This is a genomic window from Streptomyces sp. NPDC086777 (assembly GCF_040702065.1).
Classification (GTDB): domain Bacteria; phylum Actinomycetota; class Actinomycetes; order Streptomycetales; family Streptomycetaceae; genus Streptomyces.
Genome location: NZ_JBFBJI010000050.1, coordinates 1 through 17,422, shown reverse-complemented (window position 1 = coordinate 17,422; position 17,422 = coordinate 1). Strand labels below are relative to the sequence as shown.

The following is a 17,422-nucleotide window of genomic DNA, read 5'->3' as shown; positions in this document are numbered from 1 at the left end:
CTAACGTCAGGGACATCAGCAGCCGACCGGAGGCGGGGACCATGAACAGCAGTCGCACCGAAGCCCGTGCCGCAACCCGCGCCGAAGTTCCCACGCGGGCCGCGGAGAAGGCCGGCCGGGCCTGGTCGTCCAGGGGGCCCTGGGCCGTGGTCTGCGCGGTCGCGACGGTCGTCCTCGGCCCGGCCGCGGTCACCGCGTCCGCCCTCGACCAGGCCAACGCGGCCCCGATGCACCATGCGGTCAGGGCCGAGCAGGGCCAGGCCTACATCCCGTCCGACGCGACCCGCCGCCGTACCGCGGCCTGAGCCCTACCCCTTGAAGCGGTCCCACAGCCTGGGGAACCGCTCGGCGAGCACCAGGCCGTTCTCGAAGTCGACCGGGGTGCCCTCGGGTTCGGAGGGCGCCGGGGCGATGCCGAGTTCCGGCGCCACCGTCCCGGTGAGCTGCTCGTACGCCTCGTCCGCCGCGTATCCCAGTTCCTCGCCGTCGCCGTCGATCTCCTCGTCGAAGTCGGTGAGCAGCTCCGCCAGGGAGTCCGGGTCGTGCACGGCGCCCTCGAAGACCTCCCGGCCCTGGCCGATGAGCCAGCACCGGAAGAAGTCGAACGCGTCGTCGCTGGCCCCGTCGAGGAGCACCCAGGCGGCGCCCCACAGGTCCCAGCGGTAGGCGCGGTTGTAGCGGGCCTCGAAGTGCCGGGCGAAGTCCAGGACCAGATCGGGCTCCAGCTGGAGCAGCCGCTCCACGAGCAGGTCTGCCTGCTCCTCGGGGTCGCCCTCGGCGGCCTCGCGGGTGCTGTCGACCAGCTCCCAGAACTCCGTCTCGTCCATCACGGGTCCAGCATCGTGCCTGGGCGCCGGGGGCGCACGCGGAGTGAGGCGGATTGTTATCCACCGTCACTCCGGCGTGCGTCACTCCGTCAACGGCTCTCAGAGCCCGTAGCGCTCCCGTGCTTCCTTCACCGCGGTCGCCTTGACCTCGCTGCGCCCGGCCAGCTGGGCCAGGGCCGCCACGACGACCGACTCGGCGTCGACACCGAAGTGGCGGCGGGCCGCGTCCCGGGTGTCGGAGAGCCCGAAGCCGTCGGCGCCGAGGGAGGACCAGTCCTGCTCGACCCACTGCGCGATCTGGTCCGGGACCTGGCGCATGTAGTCGGACACGGCCAGCACCGGGCCCTCCGCGCCGTGCAGCGCCTGGCGGACGTAGGGCACCCGCTCCTCGCCGCGCAGCAGGGCGGCGTCCGCCTCCATGGCGTCCCGGCGCAGCTCCGTCCAGGAGGTGGCGGACCAGACGTCGGCGGCCACGCCCCACTCCTCGGCGAGCAGCCGCTGCGCCTTGAGCGCCCAGTGGATCGCCGTGCCGGAGCCGAGCAGCTGGATGCGCGGGGCGTTCGCCGGCGTGGACAGCCCGGCCGACTCCGCCGTGTTGAAGCGGTACAGGCCCTTGACGATGCCCTCGTCGATGCCGAGCCCGGCCGGCTTGGCGGGCTGCGGGAGCGGCTCGTTGTAGACCGTCAGGTAGTAGAAGACGTTCGGGTCCTCGCCCTGGGCCGTCTCGCCGTACATCCGGCGCAGACCGTCCTTGACGATCGCGGCGATCTCGTAGGCGAACGCCGGGTCGTACGACAGGGCGGCCGGGTTGGTCGCGGCGATCACCGGGGAGTGACCGTCGGCGTGCTGCAGGCCCTCGCCGGTCAGCGTGGTACGGCCGGCGGTCGCGCCGACCAGGAAGCCGCGGCCGAGCTGGTCGCCGAGCTGCCACATCTGGTCGGCGGTGCGCTGCCAGCCGAACATCGAGTAGAAGATGTAGAACGGGATCATCGCCTCGCCGTGCGTCGCGTACGCGGTGGACGCGGCGATGAAGTCGGCCATCGAACCGGCCTCGGTGATCCCCTCGTTGAGGATCTGGCCGTTCTTGGCCTCCTTGTAGTACATCAGCTGGTCACGGTCGACCGGCTCGTACGTCTGTCCCTTGGGCGAGTAGATGCCCAGCGACGGGAACAGGCTCTCCATGCCGAAGGTGCGCGCCTCGTCGGGGACGATCGGCACCCAGCGCCTGCCGGTCTCCTTGTCCCGGACCAGGTCCTTGACGAGCCGGACGAAGGCCATGGTGGTGGCCACGTTCTGCGAGCCGGAGCCCTTGTCGAAGGAGGCGAAGGCCTTGTCGGCCGGGGCCGGGAGGGGCGCCAGGGCGTGGGTGCGCCGGGCCGGGGCGAGACCGCCGAGGGCGGCGCGGCGCTCCTGGAGGTAGCGGACCTCGGGGGAGTCGGCGCCGGGGTGGCCGTAGGGCACCTGGCCGTCGGCGAAGGCGCTGTCCGGGATGGGCAGTTCGAGCAGGTCGCGCATCGTCTTGAACTCGTCCACCGTCAGCTTCTTCATCTGGTGGTTGGCGTTCTTCGACGCGAAGCCGGTACCGAGGGTGAAGCCCTTGACCGTCTGGGCCAGGATCACGGTCGGTGCGCCCTTGAACTCGACGGCGGCCTTGTACGCGGCGTACACCTTGCGCGCCTCGTGGCCACCGCGGGAGAGGTGGAAGCACTCGATGATCTTGTCGTCGCTCAGCAGCTTCGCCATCTCGGCGAGCGCGGGGTCCTTGCCGAAGAAGTCGGCGCGGATGTAGGCGGCGTCGCGGGTCTGGTACGTCTGCACCTGCGCGTCCGGTACCTCGCGCAGCCGCCGTACCAGCGCGCCGGTGGTGTCGAGCGCGAACAGCTCGTCCCAGGCGCTGCCCCACAGGGACTTGACCACGTTCCAGCCGGCGCCGCGGAACTGGGCCTCCAGCTCCTGCACGATCTTGAAGTTGGCGCGCACCGGGCCGTCGAGGCGCTGCAGGTTGCAGTTGATGACGAAGGTGAGGTTGTCGAGACCCTCGCGGGAGGCGAGTGCGAGAGCGGCCGTGGACTCCGGCTCGTCCATCTCGCCGTCACCGAGGAAGGCCCAGACGTGCGAGGACGAGACGTCCTTGATGCCGCGGGCGGTCAGGTAGCGGTTGAAGCGGGCCTGGTAGATGGCCGAGAGCGGGCCGAGGCCCATGCTCACCGTCGGGAACTCCCACAGCCAGGGCAGGCGGCGGGGGTGCGGGTACGACGGGAGGCCGTTGCCGCCGGCCTCCTGGCGGAAGTTGTCGAGCTGCGCCTCGGTGAGGCGGCCGTCGAGGAAGGCGCGGGCGTAGATGCCCGGGGAGGCGTGGCCCTGGATGTAGAGCTGGTCGCCGCTCCCGTCGCCCTCCTTGCCCTTGAAGAAGTGGTTGAAGCCGGTCTCGTAGAGCCAGGCGGCGGAGGCGAAGGTGGCGATGTGGCCGCCGACGCCGTGCTTGCTGCCCCGGGTGACCATCGCGGCCGCGTTCCAGCGGTTCCACGCGGTGATCTTCCGCTCCATCTCCTCGTCGCCGGGGACGGGTGTCTCGGCGGCGGTGGGGATGGTGTTGAGGTAGTCGGTCTCCAGCAGCTTCGGCAGCGCGACGCCGTCCGCTTCGGCACGCTCCAGCGTGCGGCGCATCAGGTAAGCGGCGCGGTGCGGCCCGGCCTCCCTGGCCACGGCGTCCAGGGAGGCCTGCCATTCGGCGGTCTCCTCCGGGTCCCGGTCGTGGAGCTGGTCGAGCGCGCTCGGCTGGATGGCCTGGGGGTCGGTCATGTTCGCCGCCTTCCTCAGTCGAAGGGGGTTCCCTCATCGGTAAGGGGTTCTTCGGGGGTGCCCTTGGTCTTTGGCAGGACAGGGCGAAGGGCTCGGGTGAGAGCCCGTCGGTGACTTTAACTCCCTGATCGATGATCGATCAAAGGGTTCAGGGCAAAACCTCTCGATTCCGAGAAAGTCGGCACCGGGTGCCTTCGGCGATGGCACCGGGTGACGTGATCAGGTCGACGTTTGCGCAGGTGGGGCGGTGGTTGAGCGGGGCAGTGCTCTTGTGTGGGCGGCGGGTGTGTCAATCTCCAGCCCGCCGCGACGCCCCTGTCCACCGGTGCCGGGCCGGGCGTGGCCGCCTGCCGTTGCGGGTGGTGGTTGTCGGCTCGGTGCTGCGCCGTTGTGGCTGGTCGCGCAGTTCCCCGCGCCCCTTGGGGGCGCTGTTGGCTGGGCGCTCTTGTGCGGCGCGGCGCCTTCGGGGGGTCTGCCGGGCTTGGCCTTCTTCTTTTCCGCCGCGACGGCGATGAGCCGGGACGGCGCTTTTCGGCGGTGCCGGGCTCACGGTCTCGGGGCGCAGCCCAGGACGTGGGACTTGACGATGTCGGCGATGCGGGGGTCGCGGCGCTGGAAGGCGGCCACCAGTTCCTCGTGTTCCTCGGCGTACGACTGCTGGACCGTGCCCAGCCAGCGGATCGACAGGGCGGTGAAGACCTCGATGCCCAGGCCCTCCCAGGTGTGCAGCAGCACCGAGTTGCCGGCCGCCCTGACCAGCTCGCGGTGGAAGCCGACCGTGTGCCGGACCTGGGCCGTGCCGTCGGCGTTGCGGTCGGCGTCGTACAGGGCCGCCACGTGCGGTTCGAGCGCCGAGCAGTCCTCGGCCAGCCTCTCCGCCGCCAGCTCCGCCGCGATCGCTTCCAGACCGGCCCGCACCGGGTAGCTCTCCTCCAGGTCGGCCGCCGTCAGGTTCCGCACCCGCACGCCCTTGTTCGGCGCCGACTCGATCAGCCGGAGCGACTCCAGTTCGCGCAGTGCCTCCCGGACCGGCGTCTGGCTGACCTCCAGCTCCGTCGCGATCCGCCGCTCCACGATCCGCTCGCCCGGCTTCCAGCGCCCGCTGACGATCCCCTCCACGATGTGCTCGCGGATCTGTTCGCGCAGCGAGTGGACGACGGGCGCGGTCATGGGAGCTCCTTAAGGGCGTTTGACGTTTAGACAATAAGGCCGGACCGTCTTTCGGGAGAGGCGCACGGGGGCGCTTTCACGCAGGTGAGACGAGACTTACATGCTGCCTGGTGAGACGACGGTGCCCCGCCCGGAAGAAATCCGGACGGGGCACCGTGCAACCCGCTGGGGTCAGAGACCGAGCTCGACCTCGAACTCGCCCGCCTCCAGGATCGCCTTGACGGCCGTCAGGTAACGGGCCGCGTCGGCGCCGTCCACCAGGCGGTGGTCGTAGGACAGGGTCAGGTACGTCATGTCGCGGACGCCGATGACCGTGCCCTCCTCCGTCTCGATGACGGCCGGACGCTTGACCGTGGCACCGATGCCGAGGATCGCGACCTGGTTCGGCGGCACGATGATCGTGTCGAACAGCGCGCCGCGCGAGCCGGTGTTGGAGATGGTGAAGGTCGCGCCGGACAGCTCGTCCGGGGTGATCTTGTTGGCGCGGACCTTGCCGGCCAGGTCGGCCGTGGCCTTGGCGATACCGGCGATGTTGAGGTCGCCGGCGCCCTTGATGACCGGGGTCATCAGGCCCTTCTCGGAGTCCACCGCGATACCGATGTTCTCGGTGTCGAAGTAGGTGATGGTGCCGTCGGCCTCGTTGATCCGGGAGTTGATGACCGGGTGGGCCTTCAGCGCCTGGGCCGCGGCCTTGACGAAGAACGGCATCGGGGAGAGCTTGACGCCCTCGCGGGCCGCGAACGAGTCCTTGGCCTGGGTGCGCAGGCGCATCAGGCGGGTCACGTCGACCTCGACGACCGAGGAGAGCTGGGCCTGCTCGTGCAGCGCCTTGACCATGTTGTCGCCGATGACCTTGCGGATGCGGGTCATCTTGACGGTCTGGCCGCGGAGGGGGGAGACCTCCAGGGCAGGAGCCTTCCTGGCAGCGGTGGCGGCAGGGCCTCCGGCAGTCACAGCGGCCACCGGGGCCGGAGCGGCGGCGGCCTTCGCGGCCTCGGCGGCGGCGAGCACGTCCTGCTTGCGGATCCGGCCGCCGACGCCGGTGCCCTTGACGGCGCCCAGGTCGACACCGTTCTCGGCGGCGAGCTTGCGCACCAGCGGGGTGACGTAGGCACCCTCGTCGACCGGAGCGGCCGGGGCCGGCGCCGGGGTGACGGGGGCGGGGGCGGCAGCCACCGGCGCGGGGGCCGGGGCGGCCGGAGCCGGAGCGGCGGCGACCGGCGCGGGGGCCGGAGCAGCCGGGGCGGGCGCGGGGGCCGGAGCGGCGGGGGCCGGGGCCGGAGCCGCGGGCGCCGGGGCAGCGGCGGCGGGCGCCGGAGCCGGGGCGGCCGGGGCGGGGGCGGCCGCCGGAGCGGCACCCGGGGCGCCGATGACGGCGAGCTTGGCGCCGACCTCGGCGGTCTCGTCCTCGCCGACCGTGATCTCCAGCAGCACACCCGAGGTGGGCGCCGGGATCTCGGTGTCGACCTTGTCGGTCGAGACCTCGAGCAGCGGCTCGTCGGCCTCGACGGAGTCGCCGACCGACTTCAGCCAGCGGGTGACGGTGCCCTCGGTGACGGACTCACCGAGCGCGGGCAGGACCACGTCGGTACCGGACGCGCCACCGGCCGGCGCGGCGGCGGGAGCCTCGGCCGCGGGGGCCGGGGCGGGGGCTGCGGGGGCCTCGGCGACCGGCGCGGGGGCCGGGGCGGCCGGAGCCGGGGCGGCCACGGGCTCGGCGGCCGGGGCCGGAGCGGCAGCGGGGGCGCCGGTGCCGTCGTCGATGATCGCCAGCTCGGCGCCCACCTCGACCGTCTCGTCCTCGGCGACCTTGATCGAGGCCAGCACACCGGAGGCGGGGGCCGGGATCTCGGTGTCGACCTTGTCGGTCGAGACTTCGAGCAGCGGCTCGTCGGCCTCGACGCGCTCGCCCTCGGCCTTCAGCCAGCGGGTGACAGTCCCCTCGGTGACGCTCTCGCCGAGCGCCGGAAGGGTTACGGAAACCGCCATGGTTTCGGTTGCTCCTTACGAATTGCGGAAGTCTGTGTTCAAGCGGAGTCGCTTGTGTCGACCGAGGGTCAGTCGTGCGAGTGCAGGGGCTTGCCGGCCAGGGCCAGGTGGGCCTCGCCGAGCGCCTCGTTCTGCGTCGGGTGGGCGTGGATGAGCTGGGCGACCTCGGCGGGCAGGGCCTCCCAGTTGTAGATCAGCTGGGCCTCGCCGACCTGCTCGCCCATGCGGTCGCCGACCATGTGGACGCCGACCACGGCACCGTCCTTCACCTGGACGAGCTTGATCTCGCCCGAGGTGTTCAGGATCTTGCTCTTGCCGTTGCCCGCCAGGTTGTACTTCAGAGCGACGACCTTGTCCGCACCGTAGATCTCCTTGGCCTTGGCCTCGGTGATGCCCACGGAGGCGACCTCGGGGTGGCAGTACGTGACCCGGGGGACACCGTCGTAGTCGATCGGGACGGTCTTCAGACCGGCCAGGCGCTCCGCCACCAGGATGCCCTCGGCGAAGCCGACGTGCGCGAGCTGGAGCGTCGGGACCAGGTCACCGACGGCGGAGATGGTCGGCACGTTCGTCCGCATGTACTCGTCGACCAGGACGTAGCCGCGGTCCATGGCGACACCCTGCTCCTCGTAGCCGAGACCGGCGGAGACGGGGCCGCGGCCGACGGCGACGAGCAGGACCTCGGCCTCGAACTCCTTGCCGTCGGCGAGGGTGACCTTGACACCGTCGGCGGTGTACTCGGCCTTCGAGAAGAAGGTGCCCAGGTTGAACTTGATGCCGCGCTTGCGGAAGGCGCGCTCAAGAAGCTTGGAGGAGTTCTCGTCCTCGACCGGGACGAGGTGCTTGAGGCCCTCGACGACGGTGACGTCGGCACCGAAGGACTTCCAGGCGGAGGCGAACTCGACGCCGATGACACCGCCGCCCAGGATGATCGCGGACTTCGGCACGCGGTCCAGGACGAGGGCGTGGTCGGAGGAGATGATCCGGTTGCCGTCGATCTCCAGGCCCGGCAGCGACTTCGGCACGGAGCCGGTCGCGAGGAGCACGTGGCGGCCCTGGATCCGCTGGCCGTTGACGTCCACGGAGGTGGGGGAGGACAGCCGCCCGGTGCCCTCGATGTACGTCACCTTGCGCGAGGCGATCAGACCCTGCAGCCCCTTGTACAGACCGGCGATGACGCCGTCCTTGTACTTGTGCACGGCCGGCACGTCGATGCCCTCGAAGGTGGCCTTGACACCGAACTGCTCGCTCTCGCGGGCCTGGTCGGCGATCTCGCCCGCGTGCAGCAGGGCCTTGGTGGGGATGCAACCCCGGTGCAGGCAGGTACCGCCGACCTTGTCCTTCTCGATCAGGGCGACGTCCAGGCCCAGCTGCGCCCCGCGCAGGGCCGCGGCGTAACCGCCACTACCACCGCCGAGGATCACTAGGTCGAAAACGGTGCTGGCGTCGTTCGCCACGTCACGTCCTCCATGCATGTGCGCCGTACGCCGGTCAACGGTGACCGCGCGGCGGCTGGTGTCCGGCCGCTCTTCTTCGGCCCTGTGGGTGGGGCCCTGTCCTGCCGAGCCCCATCTTCGCACTTGTCGGAGGTGAACGAGACGCGGGGCTGGGGTGTGAGACACCACACGCAGCGCCCCCTGAGGGGCGCGGCGAACCGCGCGACCAGCCACGAACCACCTGTGGCCGCCGCACGGCAGGTGCGCCCGAGTCGACGGGCGACGGGACCCCGCCCTACCCGCGTGCGGGGTCCCGTCCGGCAAAGACCGACGTCAGCCCAGGTCACCCTCGGCCGTCAGCTCGGCCAGCCGCACCAGCGTCCGCACCGCGGACCCCGTGCCCCCCTTCGGGGTGTAGCCGAAGGCACCGCCCTCGTTGAAGGCCGGCCCGGCGATGTCCAGGTGCGCCCAGGTGATCCCCTCGCCCACGAACTCGCGCAGGAAGAGCCCCGCGACCAGCCCGCCGCCCATCCGCTCACCCATGTTCGCGATGTCCGCGGTCGGCGACTCCATCCCCTTGCGCAGGTGCTCCGGCAGCGGCATCGGCCACGCCGGCTCGCCCACCTCCTCCGCGGCCTCGTGCAGCGCGGAACGGAACGCGTCGTCGTTGGACATGATCCCGAAGGTCCGGCTGCCCAGCGCCAGCATCATCGCGCCGGTCAGCGTCGCGACGTCCACGATCGCGTCCGGCTGCTCCGCCGACGCCGCCCACAGCGCGTCGGCGAGCACCAGCCGGCCCTCCGCGTCCGTGTTGAGCACCTCGACGGTCTTGCCGCTGTACATGCGCAGCACGTCACCGGGGCGCACGGCGGTGCCCGACGGCATGTTCTCGGCCAGCGCCAGCCACCCGGTCACGTTGACCGGCAGGCCGAGCCGCGCCGCCACCACGACGGCCGCGAACACCGCCGCCGCGCCGCTCATGTCGCACTTCATCGTCTCGTTGTGGCCGGCCGGCTTGAGCGAGATGCCGCCCGAGTCGTAGGTGATGCCCTTGCCGACGAACGCGAGGTGCTTGTCCGCGTCGGCGTGCGTGTACGACAGCTTCACCAGCCGCGGGGTGGCCGCAGAGCCGCCGCCGACGCCGAGGATGCCGCCGTACCCGCCCTTGGCGAGCGCCTTGTCGTCGAGTACCTGGATCTTGAGGCCGTGCTCCTTGGCCGCGTCCTGCGCGATCGCCGCGAACGCGGCCGGCGTGAGGTCGTTCGGCGGGGTGTTGACCAGGTCGCGGGCCCGGTTGAGCTCCTCGGAGACGGCCGTGGCGCGGGCCAGGGCCGCCTTGTGGGCGGCGTCCCGCGGCTTGCCGCCGAGCAGCACGCCGTCGGCGAGCGGCGCCCGGTCGTTCTTCGCCTTCAGGCTCTTGCCGGTGCCGGCACCGTTGTCCTTGTACGTGTCGAAGGAGTAGGCGCCGAGCAGCACGCCCTCGCCGATCGCGGCCACGGCGGCCGCGTCCTCGACGGGCAGTGCGAAGGCCGCCTTCTTGGCCCCGGCCAGCGCGCGGGCGGCGACACCGGCCGCCCGGCGCAGCGCCTCGGCGTCGTACCCCGCGTCCGGGCCGGGCTCGGCGCCCAGGCCCACCGCGATGACCAGCGGGGCCTTGAAGCCGGCCGGGGCGGGCAGCTTCGTCAGTTCGCCCTCGGCACCCGAGGCTCCGAGGGTCTCCAGGACGGCCGCCAGCCTGCCGTCGTAGGCCGAGTCCACGGCTTCGGCGCCGGGGGCGACGACCGGGCCCTTGGCGCCCTTGGCGACACCGATCACGATCGCGTCGGCCCGGAGGCCGGGCGCCGCTGAGGTGCTGAGAGTGAGAGCAGTCACGGTGGTGAAATCTCGCTTCCGATGTTGAGTTGCAGTGGCCGAGCGGGTGGGTCGACCGGGCCCGGGAAGCGACCCTGGGGAGTTCCCGCGGGCCGCGTTGCGACCGGGGCCTTCACCCCGCGTCGGCGAACACCCGGGACGAGCCTACGCGTGTGCATGCGTTCGCTCATTCCTGCGGGTGTTCACCTGGGGGTGGCGTCGTAGCCACCTTCCCTCTCGCCGGCCGCGCCCGGGCCCCGGACACGGGCCGTGCCGGGCGCCGGAGACCGGGGCCGGCCGGCAGCCGGCGGGGCAGCCGAGCGGCCGGGACGGCACCACCGGCGGGGCACGCCCGGCCCCACCCGCGGACGCGATCCGGTCCGTCAGCTCCCGAACGAGAACACCACGAGCGCCGTGGTCGCCGCGGTCTCGGCAAGCGCCCCGAACACATCCCCGGTCACCCCGCCGAACCGGCGCCGGCAGTGCCGCAGCAGCCCGTCCGTCGCGGCCTCGGCCACCACCACCGCGAGCAGCGCCCGCAGGCTGTCGCCCGGTCCGACCAGCGCCCCGGCGCCCGCCGCCAGCAGCATCACCGCGAACGTCACCACGGTCGCCGCCACCTTGGGCACCACCCCGGCCACCGCCGCCCCCAGCCCCTCGGGACGGGCGGCCGGCACCCCCTCCACCGCGGCCAGCGTCAGCGCCAGCCGGGCCACCGTCGCCGCGACGACCGCCGCCAGGGCACCCCGCTGCCACCCGTCGCCGTACGCCTGGGCCAGCGCGGCCACCTGCCCGAGCACGACGAGGACCAGGGTGACGACCCCGAACGGCCCGATGTCCGACTGCTTCATGATCCGCAGGGCGTCCTCGGCGGCCTTGCCGCTGCCCAGGCCGTCGGCGGTGTCGGCGAGGCCGTCCAGGTGCAGCCCCCGGGTGAGCACGGCCGGTACGGCGACGGCGGCGACCGCGGCCACCAGCGCGCTCGCCCCGGCCACCAGCAGCAGGGCGCCGACCGCCCCCGCGCAGGCGCCGACCGCGAGCCCGGCCAGCGGGGCGGACAGCATGCCGCCGCGGGCCGCCCCGCGGTCCCAGCGGGTGACCTTCACGGGAAAGACGGTGAGCGTGCCGAAGGCGAAGCGGACGCCGTCCAGCCAGGGAGTCGCAGAGGTCACAGCCACCGGCGCAGGTTACCTGGTGGTCAGGAAGCCGCGGCCCCGCCGGACTCCGGGCTCGGCTCCCGGTGGCGCCCGCCGCCAGGGATAAAGTGCGCACATGGGACATTGGCTGGAGCGGAACATCGTCGAGCCGGGCAAACTCCCGCTGCTGCTCGCCCTGACCGCCTTCGTCCTGACCTTCGTGATCACCCGGGTCATCACCCGGCTGATCCGCGCCGGCAAGGGCCCGTTCGGCAACGTGCGGGCGGGCGGGCTGCACATCCACCACGTGGTCCCCGGGGTCGTCCTCGTCGTCGTCGGCGGCTTCGGGGCGGTCGCCAGTTCCCGCAACGGCCTCGGCGCCGCCCTCGCCGCGATCGTCTTCGGGATGGGCGCGGGGCTCGTCCTCGACGAGTTCGCGCTCATCCTGCACCTCGGCGACGTCTACTGGACGGAGGAGGGCCGCAAGAGCGTCGAGGCCGTCGTCGTCACGGCCGCGCTGGTGGGGCTGCTGCTCGCCGGTTTCTCGCCGTTCGGCGTCAACGACCTCTCGCCGGACGAACTCCAGGACCGGGGGACCGTCATCGCCAACGTCGTCGCCAACTTCGCCTTCTCCCTCGTCGCCCTGAGCAAGGGCAAGACGCGCACCGCGATCTTCGGGGTGATCGTCCCGCTGGTCGCGATCGTCGGCGCGGTCCGGCTCGCCCGCCCCGGCTCGGCCTGGGCCCGCCGCTTCTACGGCAACCGGCCGCGCGCCCGCGCCAGGGCCCGGCTGCGCACCTACCACCACGACCGCCGCTGGTCCCGGCTCACCCTGACCCTTCAGGACTGGATCGGCGGCAAGCCCGACCGCCCCGAACCGGTGCGACTGCCCGGCCACGGTCCCGGACCCGGGCCCGACCCCGGCCCCCGGTGACGCCACCGGTGCCACAGCCGCCGTCCCGCCGGCGCCGCCGCGCACAGTGCCGCCGTGCCCGCGATGGCCGCCAGGTGCTCCTTCCCGGCCAGGTTGTCCTTCAGCGTCACCTCGACCGCCATCGCGGCCGCCACCGCGCCGGCGGTGACGTAGGCGCCGTACCGCCACCCCAGGTAGACGGCGAGCCCTACGACGGCGGCCGACGGGCCGGTGTCCACCACCCCGGCGTCCGAGGCCGACAGCCCCAGCGGACCGTGCGGCCCCAGCGCGATGCCCAGCCGCGCGTACAGCGTGCCGGCGAGGGTCGCCACGTACGCGACGGCCAGCGTCCGCCACCAGCCCAGGCACACCTCGGCGATGCCGAAGACCACCAGGACCTGGGCCAGCGCGCCCCACACCGGCAGGTCCAGGGCCGGCACGCACAGGGACAGCGGAGTGCGCAGCAGGGAGGCCCAGAGCGGGTCGGCGGCGCGCACCGCCCCGGCGCCCTGCACGAAGCTGTATCCCCACGACTGGTTCTGCGTGAACTGGAGCAGCGCGGTCAGGCACACCGCCCCCACCGTCAGGGGCACCGCCCGCAGCCGGCGCTTCGCCAGCGGGCCGCGCACGGTGGCGTACAGCAGCCCCCACTCGGCGCGGGCCCAGCGGGCGACCGGCGTCATGCGGTGGTCCTCATCCCTGCGTGTCCCGCTGCGTGTCCAGATGCCTGCGGTGCACCCACTTCGGCAGCCCCGGCGCCTCCAGGAACCCTTCGGCGCGCGCCGAGGCCAGGCCGATCCGCGGAAGGTCCGCGCTCTTCTCGAAGAGCAGGAACCGGGGCTCCCAGATGGGCCGGTACTTGGCGTTCGCCCGGTACAGGGACTCGATCTGCCACCACCGGGAGAAGAAGCTCAGCAGGGACCTCCACAGCCGCAGCACCGGCCCGGCGCCGAGCCGCGCGCCACGTTCGAAGACCGAACGGAACATCGCGAAGTTGAGCGAGACCTGCGTGATCCCGATCTCCCCGGCCCGCCGGAGCAGTTCGATGACCATGAACTCCATCAGCCCGTTGTCGGAGTCCCGGTCCCGCCGCATGAGATCGAGGGACAGCCCGCCCGGCCCCCAGGGCACGAAGGAGAGCAGCGCCCGCAACTCGCCGTCCGCGTCGGTGCACTCCAGCATCACGCACCGCCCGTCCCGGGAGTCGCCGAGCCGCCCCAGCGCCATGCTGAACCCGCGCTCGGTGGCCCCGTCCCGCCAGTCGTCCGCGCGCCGGACCAGGTACGACATCTCGCTCGCCGGGACGTCCTCGTGGCGGCGGATCCGCACCTGGTACCCCGCCCGCCCGACCCGGTTGTACGCCTGGCGGACGGTCCGCATCGCCCGGCCCTCCAGCGTGAACTCGGCGACCTCGACGATCGCCTCGTCACCGAGCTCCAGCGCGTCCAGCCCGTACCGCGCGTACACGGTCCCCGCCTCTTCACCCGCCCCCATCACCGCGGGGATCCACCCGTGCGCCCGCGCCTCGCCGAGCCACGGCACGATGGCCCCCGGCCATGCCTCCGGATCCCCGATCGGATCCCCGGAGGCGAGCGACACCCCGCCCACCACCCGGTACGCGATCGCCGCCTTCCCGGTCGGCGACCACACCACGCTCTTCTCCCGCCGCAGCGCGAAGTAGCCGAGCGAGTCCCGCTCGCCGTGCCGCTCCAGCAGCGCCCGCAACAGCTTCTCGTCGTCGTCGGTGATCGGGTCGACGGCGCGGCGGGAGCGGAAGGCGGCGTAGAGGACGGCGAGCAGGAGGAGGGTGCTGAGCACGTTGACGACGACGTTCACCCAGTTCGGCGGCGCGATGTACGGGAACCGGGAGGGGTCGGCGGCGACCGACACCAGGCGCAGGGCGCCGTAGTGCCAGCGCTCCAGGAACGTCGAACGCTCGGCGTGCGGGGCCTGGTCGGTGACGGTCACGAGGAGGGCGGCGAGCAGCGAGGCGACGAGACCGCCGCCGACCGCGACGGTGGCGGCGAGGCGCGGGTTGGACCGGTCGCCCTTCGCGTAGAACTCCCGCCGCCCGACGAGCAGGGCCACGACGAAGGCGGCGGTCAGCACGATCGAGATCCAGTTCTGCGCGTACCGCCGGATCTCCGGGAACGCCATGGCGAACGCGAACAGCGCGAGGAAGAGCCCGCTCAGCACCAGGTTCAGGATCCACGCGGCCCGCTTCCGCCGCCGCATCGTGATCGCGAGGAAGGCGGTGAACACGCCGGAGGCGAAGCCGGCCGTCAGCAGGTACGGCGTGAAGAGGTTCTCCTGGTTGTGCCGCCGCACGTCCTGACCCAGCGACAGCCACACGGCACTGAGGAAATTGACGAAGGCGACGGCCCGCAAGTACCAGACGGCGAACGCGGCGGCCCGCTGGGAAACCCCGGCACCCCGCCGCCCCGGCCCACGTCCCTCACACCGCTCCACGGCAATTCGGACATCTCCCATGGAGAGCGATCATATGGGCGCCCCCACCCCAAACCCCGCCGCACGCCCCCTTTTCCCACCGGACGTCCACGGAGGCCACGACACCGCCCGCCACCCGTGCAGTTCCCCGCGCCCCTGACTCCCCGTTCGCGTGCGCGGTTCGCGGACCCCGCCGTCGCCCCTGCCCGCCCCCGCCGAGTACCACGCCGCGACGGTCGCGTGCGCGCTTCCCCGCGCCCCTGAAGGGGCACCACGGGGCCTCCGCGGTCTCCTCTTTCCGCCGCGACGGCGACGGGCCGAGACGGCGCATGTCGGCGGTGCCGTCCCGGCCTTGGCGCATGCGTCCGCTGCTCCTCCGGCTCGCGTGCCCACCGGCCCGTCGCCTCCGTGGGCCCCTTCTCGGCCACTACCCCATCGCCGTCGGCTTTCCGCTTCCGGCGGTCTCCTTCTCTCCGCCGCAACGGCGGTCGGTCGGGCTAGGCTTCCGGCTTTTCCTCGGTTTCCGGGAGTTCCGCCGCCAAGGCCGCCGCGGCCTGGACCAGGGGCAGGGCCAGTAGGGCGCCCGCGCCCTCGCCGACCCGCACGCCCTGTTCGAGGAGAGGCTCCAGGGCCATCCGGTCCAGGGCCTTCGCCTGCCCGGGCTCCCCGCTGTCGTGGCCGGCCAGCCACCAGTCCGGTGCCCGGAACGCGATCCGCTGCGCGACCAGCGCACACGCGGCCACGACCACCCCGTCCAGCACCACCGGCAGCTTCCGCACCGCCGACTGCAGCAGGAACCCGGTCATCGCCGCGAGGTCGGCCCCGCCGACCGTCGCCAGCAACTGCAACTGGTCCCCGAGGACCGGCCGCGCCCGCCGCAGCGCGTCCCGGATCGCCGCGCACTTCCGCATCCACGCGAGGTCGTCGACGGCGAGCCCGCCCCGCCCGGTCACCACCGACGCGTCCGTCCCGCACAGCGCCGCGACCAGGGTGGAGGCCGCCGTCGTGCCGCCGACGCTGATGTCGCCGAGGACCACCAGATCGGTCCCGGCGTCGGCCTCCTCGTCGGCCAGCGCGACGCCCGCCCGGAAGGCCGTCTCGGCCTCCTCCAGGGTCAGCGCGTCCTCGATGTCGATACGGCCGCTGCCCCGTCGCACCCGGTGCCGTACGACCTCCTCGGGCAGCGTGTCCGGGTCGCAGTCCAGTGCCATGTCCACGATCCGCACCGGTACCCCGAGCCGCCGGGCCAGGACCGCCACGGGGCTGCCGCCCTCCAGGACCGCCCGCACCAGCAGCTCCGCGCTGCCCGCGGGCCGGGCGGAGACGCCGAGTTCGGCGACGCCGTGGTCGCCGGCGAAGAGCAGCACCCGCGGCCGTTCCACCGGCCGCACCGGCACCGAACCCTGCGCGGCGGCCAGCCACTCACCCAGGTCGTCGAGGCGGCCCAGCGACCCGGGCGGCACGGCCAGCCGCTCCCGGCGCGCCTCGGCGTCACGGCGCACACCGCCGTCGGGGCGCTCGATCAGATCGGTGAAGTCGTCGAGATTAAGCGAGCTCATTCGCCGAACAGTACCGGCACCGAACCAACAGTCAGGTGGCAGATCGCCAGCACACCCGCACGGCGCCTTGGCAGGCAAGATCGGTATCCCATACGTTCCGCTTTGCAGTGAATTGCGTTCAGGGAGTACTGGGAGCACAGGGAGCCGCCCATGCCGCCGCGCACGCCCGAACTCACCGCGGGCCCCGACCGGTTCCACGAGCCGCGCCGTGAGGACTGCCCCTGGTGCGGCTCCAGGCGCCTGCGCACCCGCCTGCGCACGCCCGACCTCCTCCACCACCGGCCGGGCGTCTTCACCGTCGACGTGTGCCGGGACTGCGCCCACACCTTCCAGAACCCCCGGCTCTCGCCGGCCGGCCTCGCCCTCTACCACCGGGACTTCTACGACGGCCGCCTGGAGGACTACACCGACCGCCTCCACACCACCCGCGCCGGCCGCCGCCGGCACCGCGCCGCCGCCCGCGCGATGCTGGCGCTGCCGGAGCCGGAGAGCTGGCTGGACGTCGGCACGGGGCACGCCCACTTCCCGCGCACGGCGCAGGAGTTCTTCGCCTACACGTCGTTCGACGGCCTCGACCCGACCCTGCGGGTGGGGCGCGCCCAGGTCGAGGGCCACATCGAGGAGGCCCACTGCGGCTACCTGGCCATGCCGGAGGTGCTGGCCCGCCTGCGCGGCCGCTACGACGTCGTCAGCATGCTCCACCACCTGCAGCACACCCCGGACCCGCGCGCCGAACTCCGCGCCGCCCTCACCGCGCTGCGCCCCGGCGGCCACGTCCTCATCGACGTCCCGAACCCGCGCAGCGCGTTCGGCCGCCTCCTCGGCAGATGGTGGATCCCCTACGGCCAGCCCCGCCACCTGCACCTCATGCCGCCGGCCAACCTCCGTGCGGAGCTGGAGTCCCAGGGCTGCGAGGTCCTCCGAACCGACCGGAAGTCGCCCCACCTGCCGTACGACATCTCGGCCGCGTTCGGCCTGGTGCTCGGCCGGCTCCTGCCGAGGAGGTGGCTGCGCGCGGCTGCGCCGCTGGTCGCCCTGGCGGGGCTCGCCGACCACGCCCTGGCTCCGCTGCTGCGCCGCACGCCGTTCTCGAACGCGTACCTGATCGTCGCGAGAAAGGGGCGGTGACGGCCGGTCGTGCAACTGCGGGCCCGTGGGGGCTTGTCGCGCAGTTCCTCCCCCGGCCTTCGGCTGGGCCGCCGCGGTCGGGGTGGAGCTGGTGCATGTGGCGAGCCTGCTGCACGACGACGTCCTCGACGACGACCGGCTGCGCCGCGGCAAGCCGTCGGGG

Annotated in this window: 14 protein-coding genes; 4 read left to right on the top strand and 10 right to left on the bottom strand. The window is 72.9% G+C overall.

Going from position 1 to position 17,422, the window contains the following annotated elements; all coding sequences use genetic code 11:
* Nucleotides 1-41: 41 nt before the first annotated feature.
* On the top strand, nt 42-305 hold the full coding sequence (locus AB0472_RS40715; protein WP_366364409.1) for a hypothetical protein: 264 nt from the start codon (nt 42-44) through the stop codon (nt 303-305).
* Nucleotides 306-308: 3 nt separating this feature from the next.
* Here the strand turns inward: AB0472_RS40715 and AB0472_RS40710 are convergent, their stop codons facing one another.
* From AB0472_RS40710 to AB0472_RS40680, 7 genes are all read right to left on the bottom strand, one after another.
* Nucleotides 309-827, bottom strand: coding sequence for a DUF4240 domain-containing protein (locus AB0472_RS40710; protein WP_366364448.1), 519 nt, complete (start codon nt 825-827; stop codon nt 309-311).
* Between the two features lie 99 nt (nt 828-926).
* On the bottom strand, nt 927-3,629 hold the full coding sequence (gene aceE / locus AB0472_RS40705) for a pyruvate dehydrogenase (acetyl-transferring), homodimeric type (RefSeq protein ID WP_366364408.1): 2,703 nt from the start codon (nt 3,627-3,629) through the stop codon (nt 927-929).
* A gap of 546 nt (nt 3,630-4,175) precedes the next feature.
* Nucleotides 4,176-4,799, bottom strand: a complete 624-nt coding sequence (locus tag AB0472_RS40700; protein ID WP_351954555.1) for a GntR family transcriptional regulator — start codon at nt 4,797-4,799, stop codon at nt 4,176-4,178.
* Nucleotides 4,800-4,970: 171 nt separating this feature from the next.
* Entirely contained in the window at nt 4,971-6,788 is a 1,818-nt protein-coding gene (gene sucB / locus AB0472_RS40695) for a 2-oxoglutarate dehydrogenase, E2 component, dihydrolipoamide succinyltransferase (protein ID WP_366364407.1), read from the bottom strand.
* A gap of 68 nt (nt 6,789-6,856) precedes the next feature.
* Nucleotides 6,857-8,245, bottom strand: coding sequence for a dihydrolipoyl dehydrogenase (gene lpdA, locus AB0472_RS40690; RefSeq protein ID WP_093503917.1), 1,389 nt, complete (start codon nt 8,243-8,245; stop codon nt 6,857-6,859).
* A 312-nt stretch (nt 8,246-8,557) separates the two neighbouring features.
* Nucleotides 8,558-10,096 carry a leucyl aminopeptidase gene (locus tag AB0472_RS40685; protein WP_366364406.1) on the bottom strand — a complete coding sequence of 513 codons (1,539 nt, stop codon included), beginning with the start codon at nt 10,094-10,096 and terminating at the stop codon, nt 8,558-8,560.
* A gap of 362 nt (nt 10,097-10,458) precedes the next feature.
* Nucleotides 10,459-11,253 (bottom strand): adenosylcobinamide-GDP ribazoletransferase, encoded by a 795-nt coding sequence (locus AB0472_RS40680; RefSeq protein ID WP_366364405.1) that lies wholly within the window; start codon nt 11,251-11,253, stop codon nt 10,459-10,461.
* Between the two features lie 94 nt (nt 11,254-11,347).
* On the opposite strand from AB0472_RS40680, the gene AB0472_RS40675 reads away from it, so the two are divergent.
* Nucleotides 11,348-12,145 (top strand): hypothetical protein, encoded by a 798-nt coding sequence (locus tag AB0472_RS40675; protein ID WP_366364404.1) that lies wholly within the window; start codon nt 11,348-11,350, stop codon nt 12,143-12,145.
* On the opposite strand, the gene AB0472_RS40670 is transcribed toward AB0472_RS40675, so the two are convergent.
* From AB0472_RS40670 to cobT, 3 genes are all read right to left on the bottom strand, one after another.
* Nucleotides 12,052-12,807: a hypothetical protein gene (locus AB0472_RS40670; RefSeq protein ID WP_366364403.1), complete on the bottom strand. Its 756-nt coding sequence runs from the start codon at nt 12,805-12,807 to the stop codon at nt 12,052-12,054. The two genes, AB0472_RS40675 and AB0472_RS40670, sit on opposite strands and share 94 nt — an antisense overlap.
* A gap of 10 nt (nt 12,808-12,817) precedes the next feature.
* Nucleotides 12,818-14,614 carry a phosphatidylglycerol lysyltransferase domain-containing protein gene (locus tag AB0472_RS40665; protein ID WP_366364402.1) on the bottom strand — a complete coding sequence of 599 codons (1,797 nt, stop codon included), beginning with the start codon at nt 14,612-14,614 and terminating at the stop codon, nt 12,818-12,820.
* A gap of 455 nt (nt 14,615-15,069) precedes the next feature.
* A complete protein-coding gene (cobT, locus tag AB0472_RS40660; RefSeq protein ID WP_366364401.1) occupies nt 15,070-16,131 on the bottom strand; it encodes a nicotinate-nucleotide--dimethylbenzimidazole phosphoribosyltransferase in 1,062 nt (353 codons plus the stop codon).
* Nucleotides 16,132-16,281: 150 nt separating this feature from the next.
* Here cobT and AB0472_RS40655 point away from each other — a divergent pair, with 150 nt between their 5' ends.
* Nucleotides 16,282-17,259, top strand: a complete 978-nt coding sequence (locus AB0472_RS40655) for a class I SAM-dependent methyltransferase (RefSeq protein ID WP_366364400.1) — start codon at nt 16,282-16,284, stop codon at nt 17,257-17,259.
* A gap of 25 nt (nt 17,260-17,284) precedes the next feature.
* On the top strand, nt 17,285-17,422 hold a 138-nt coding region (locus AB0472_RS40650; protein WP_366364447.1), incomplete at its 3' end, for a polyprenyl synthetase family protein.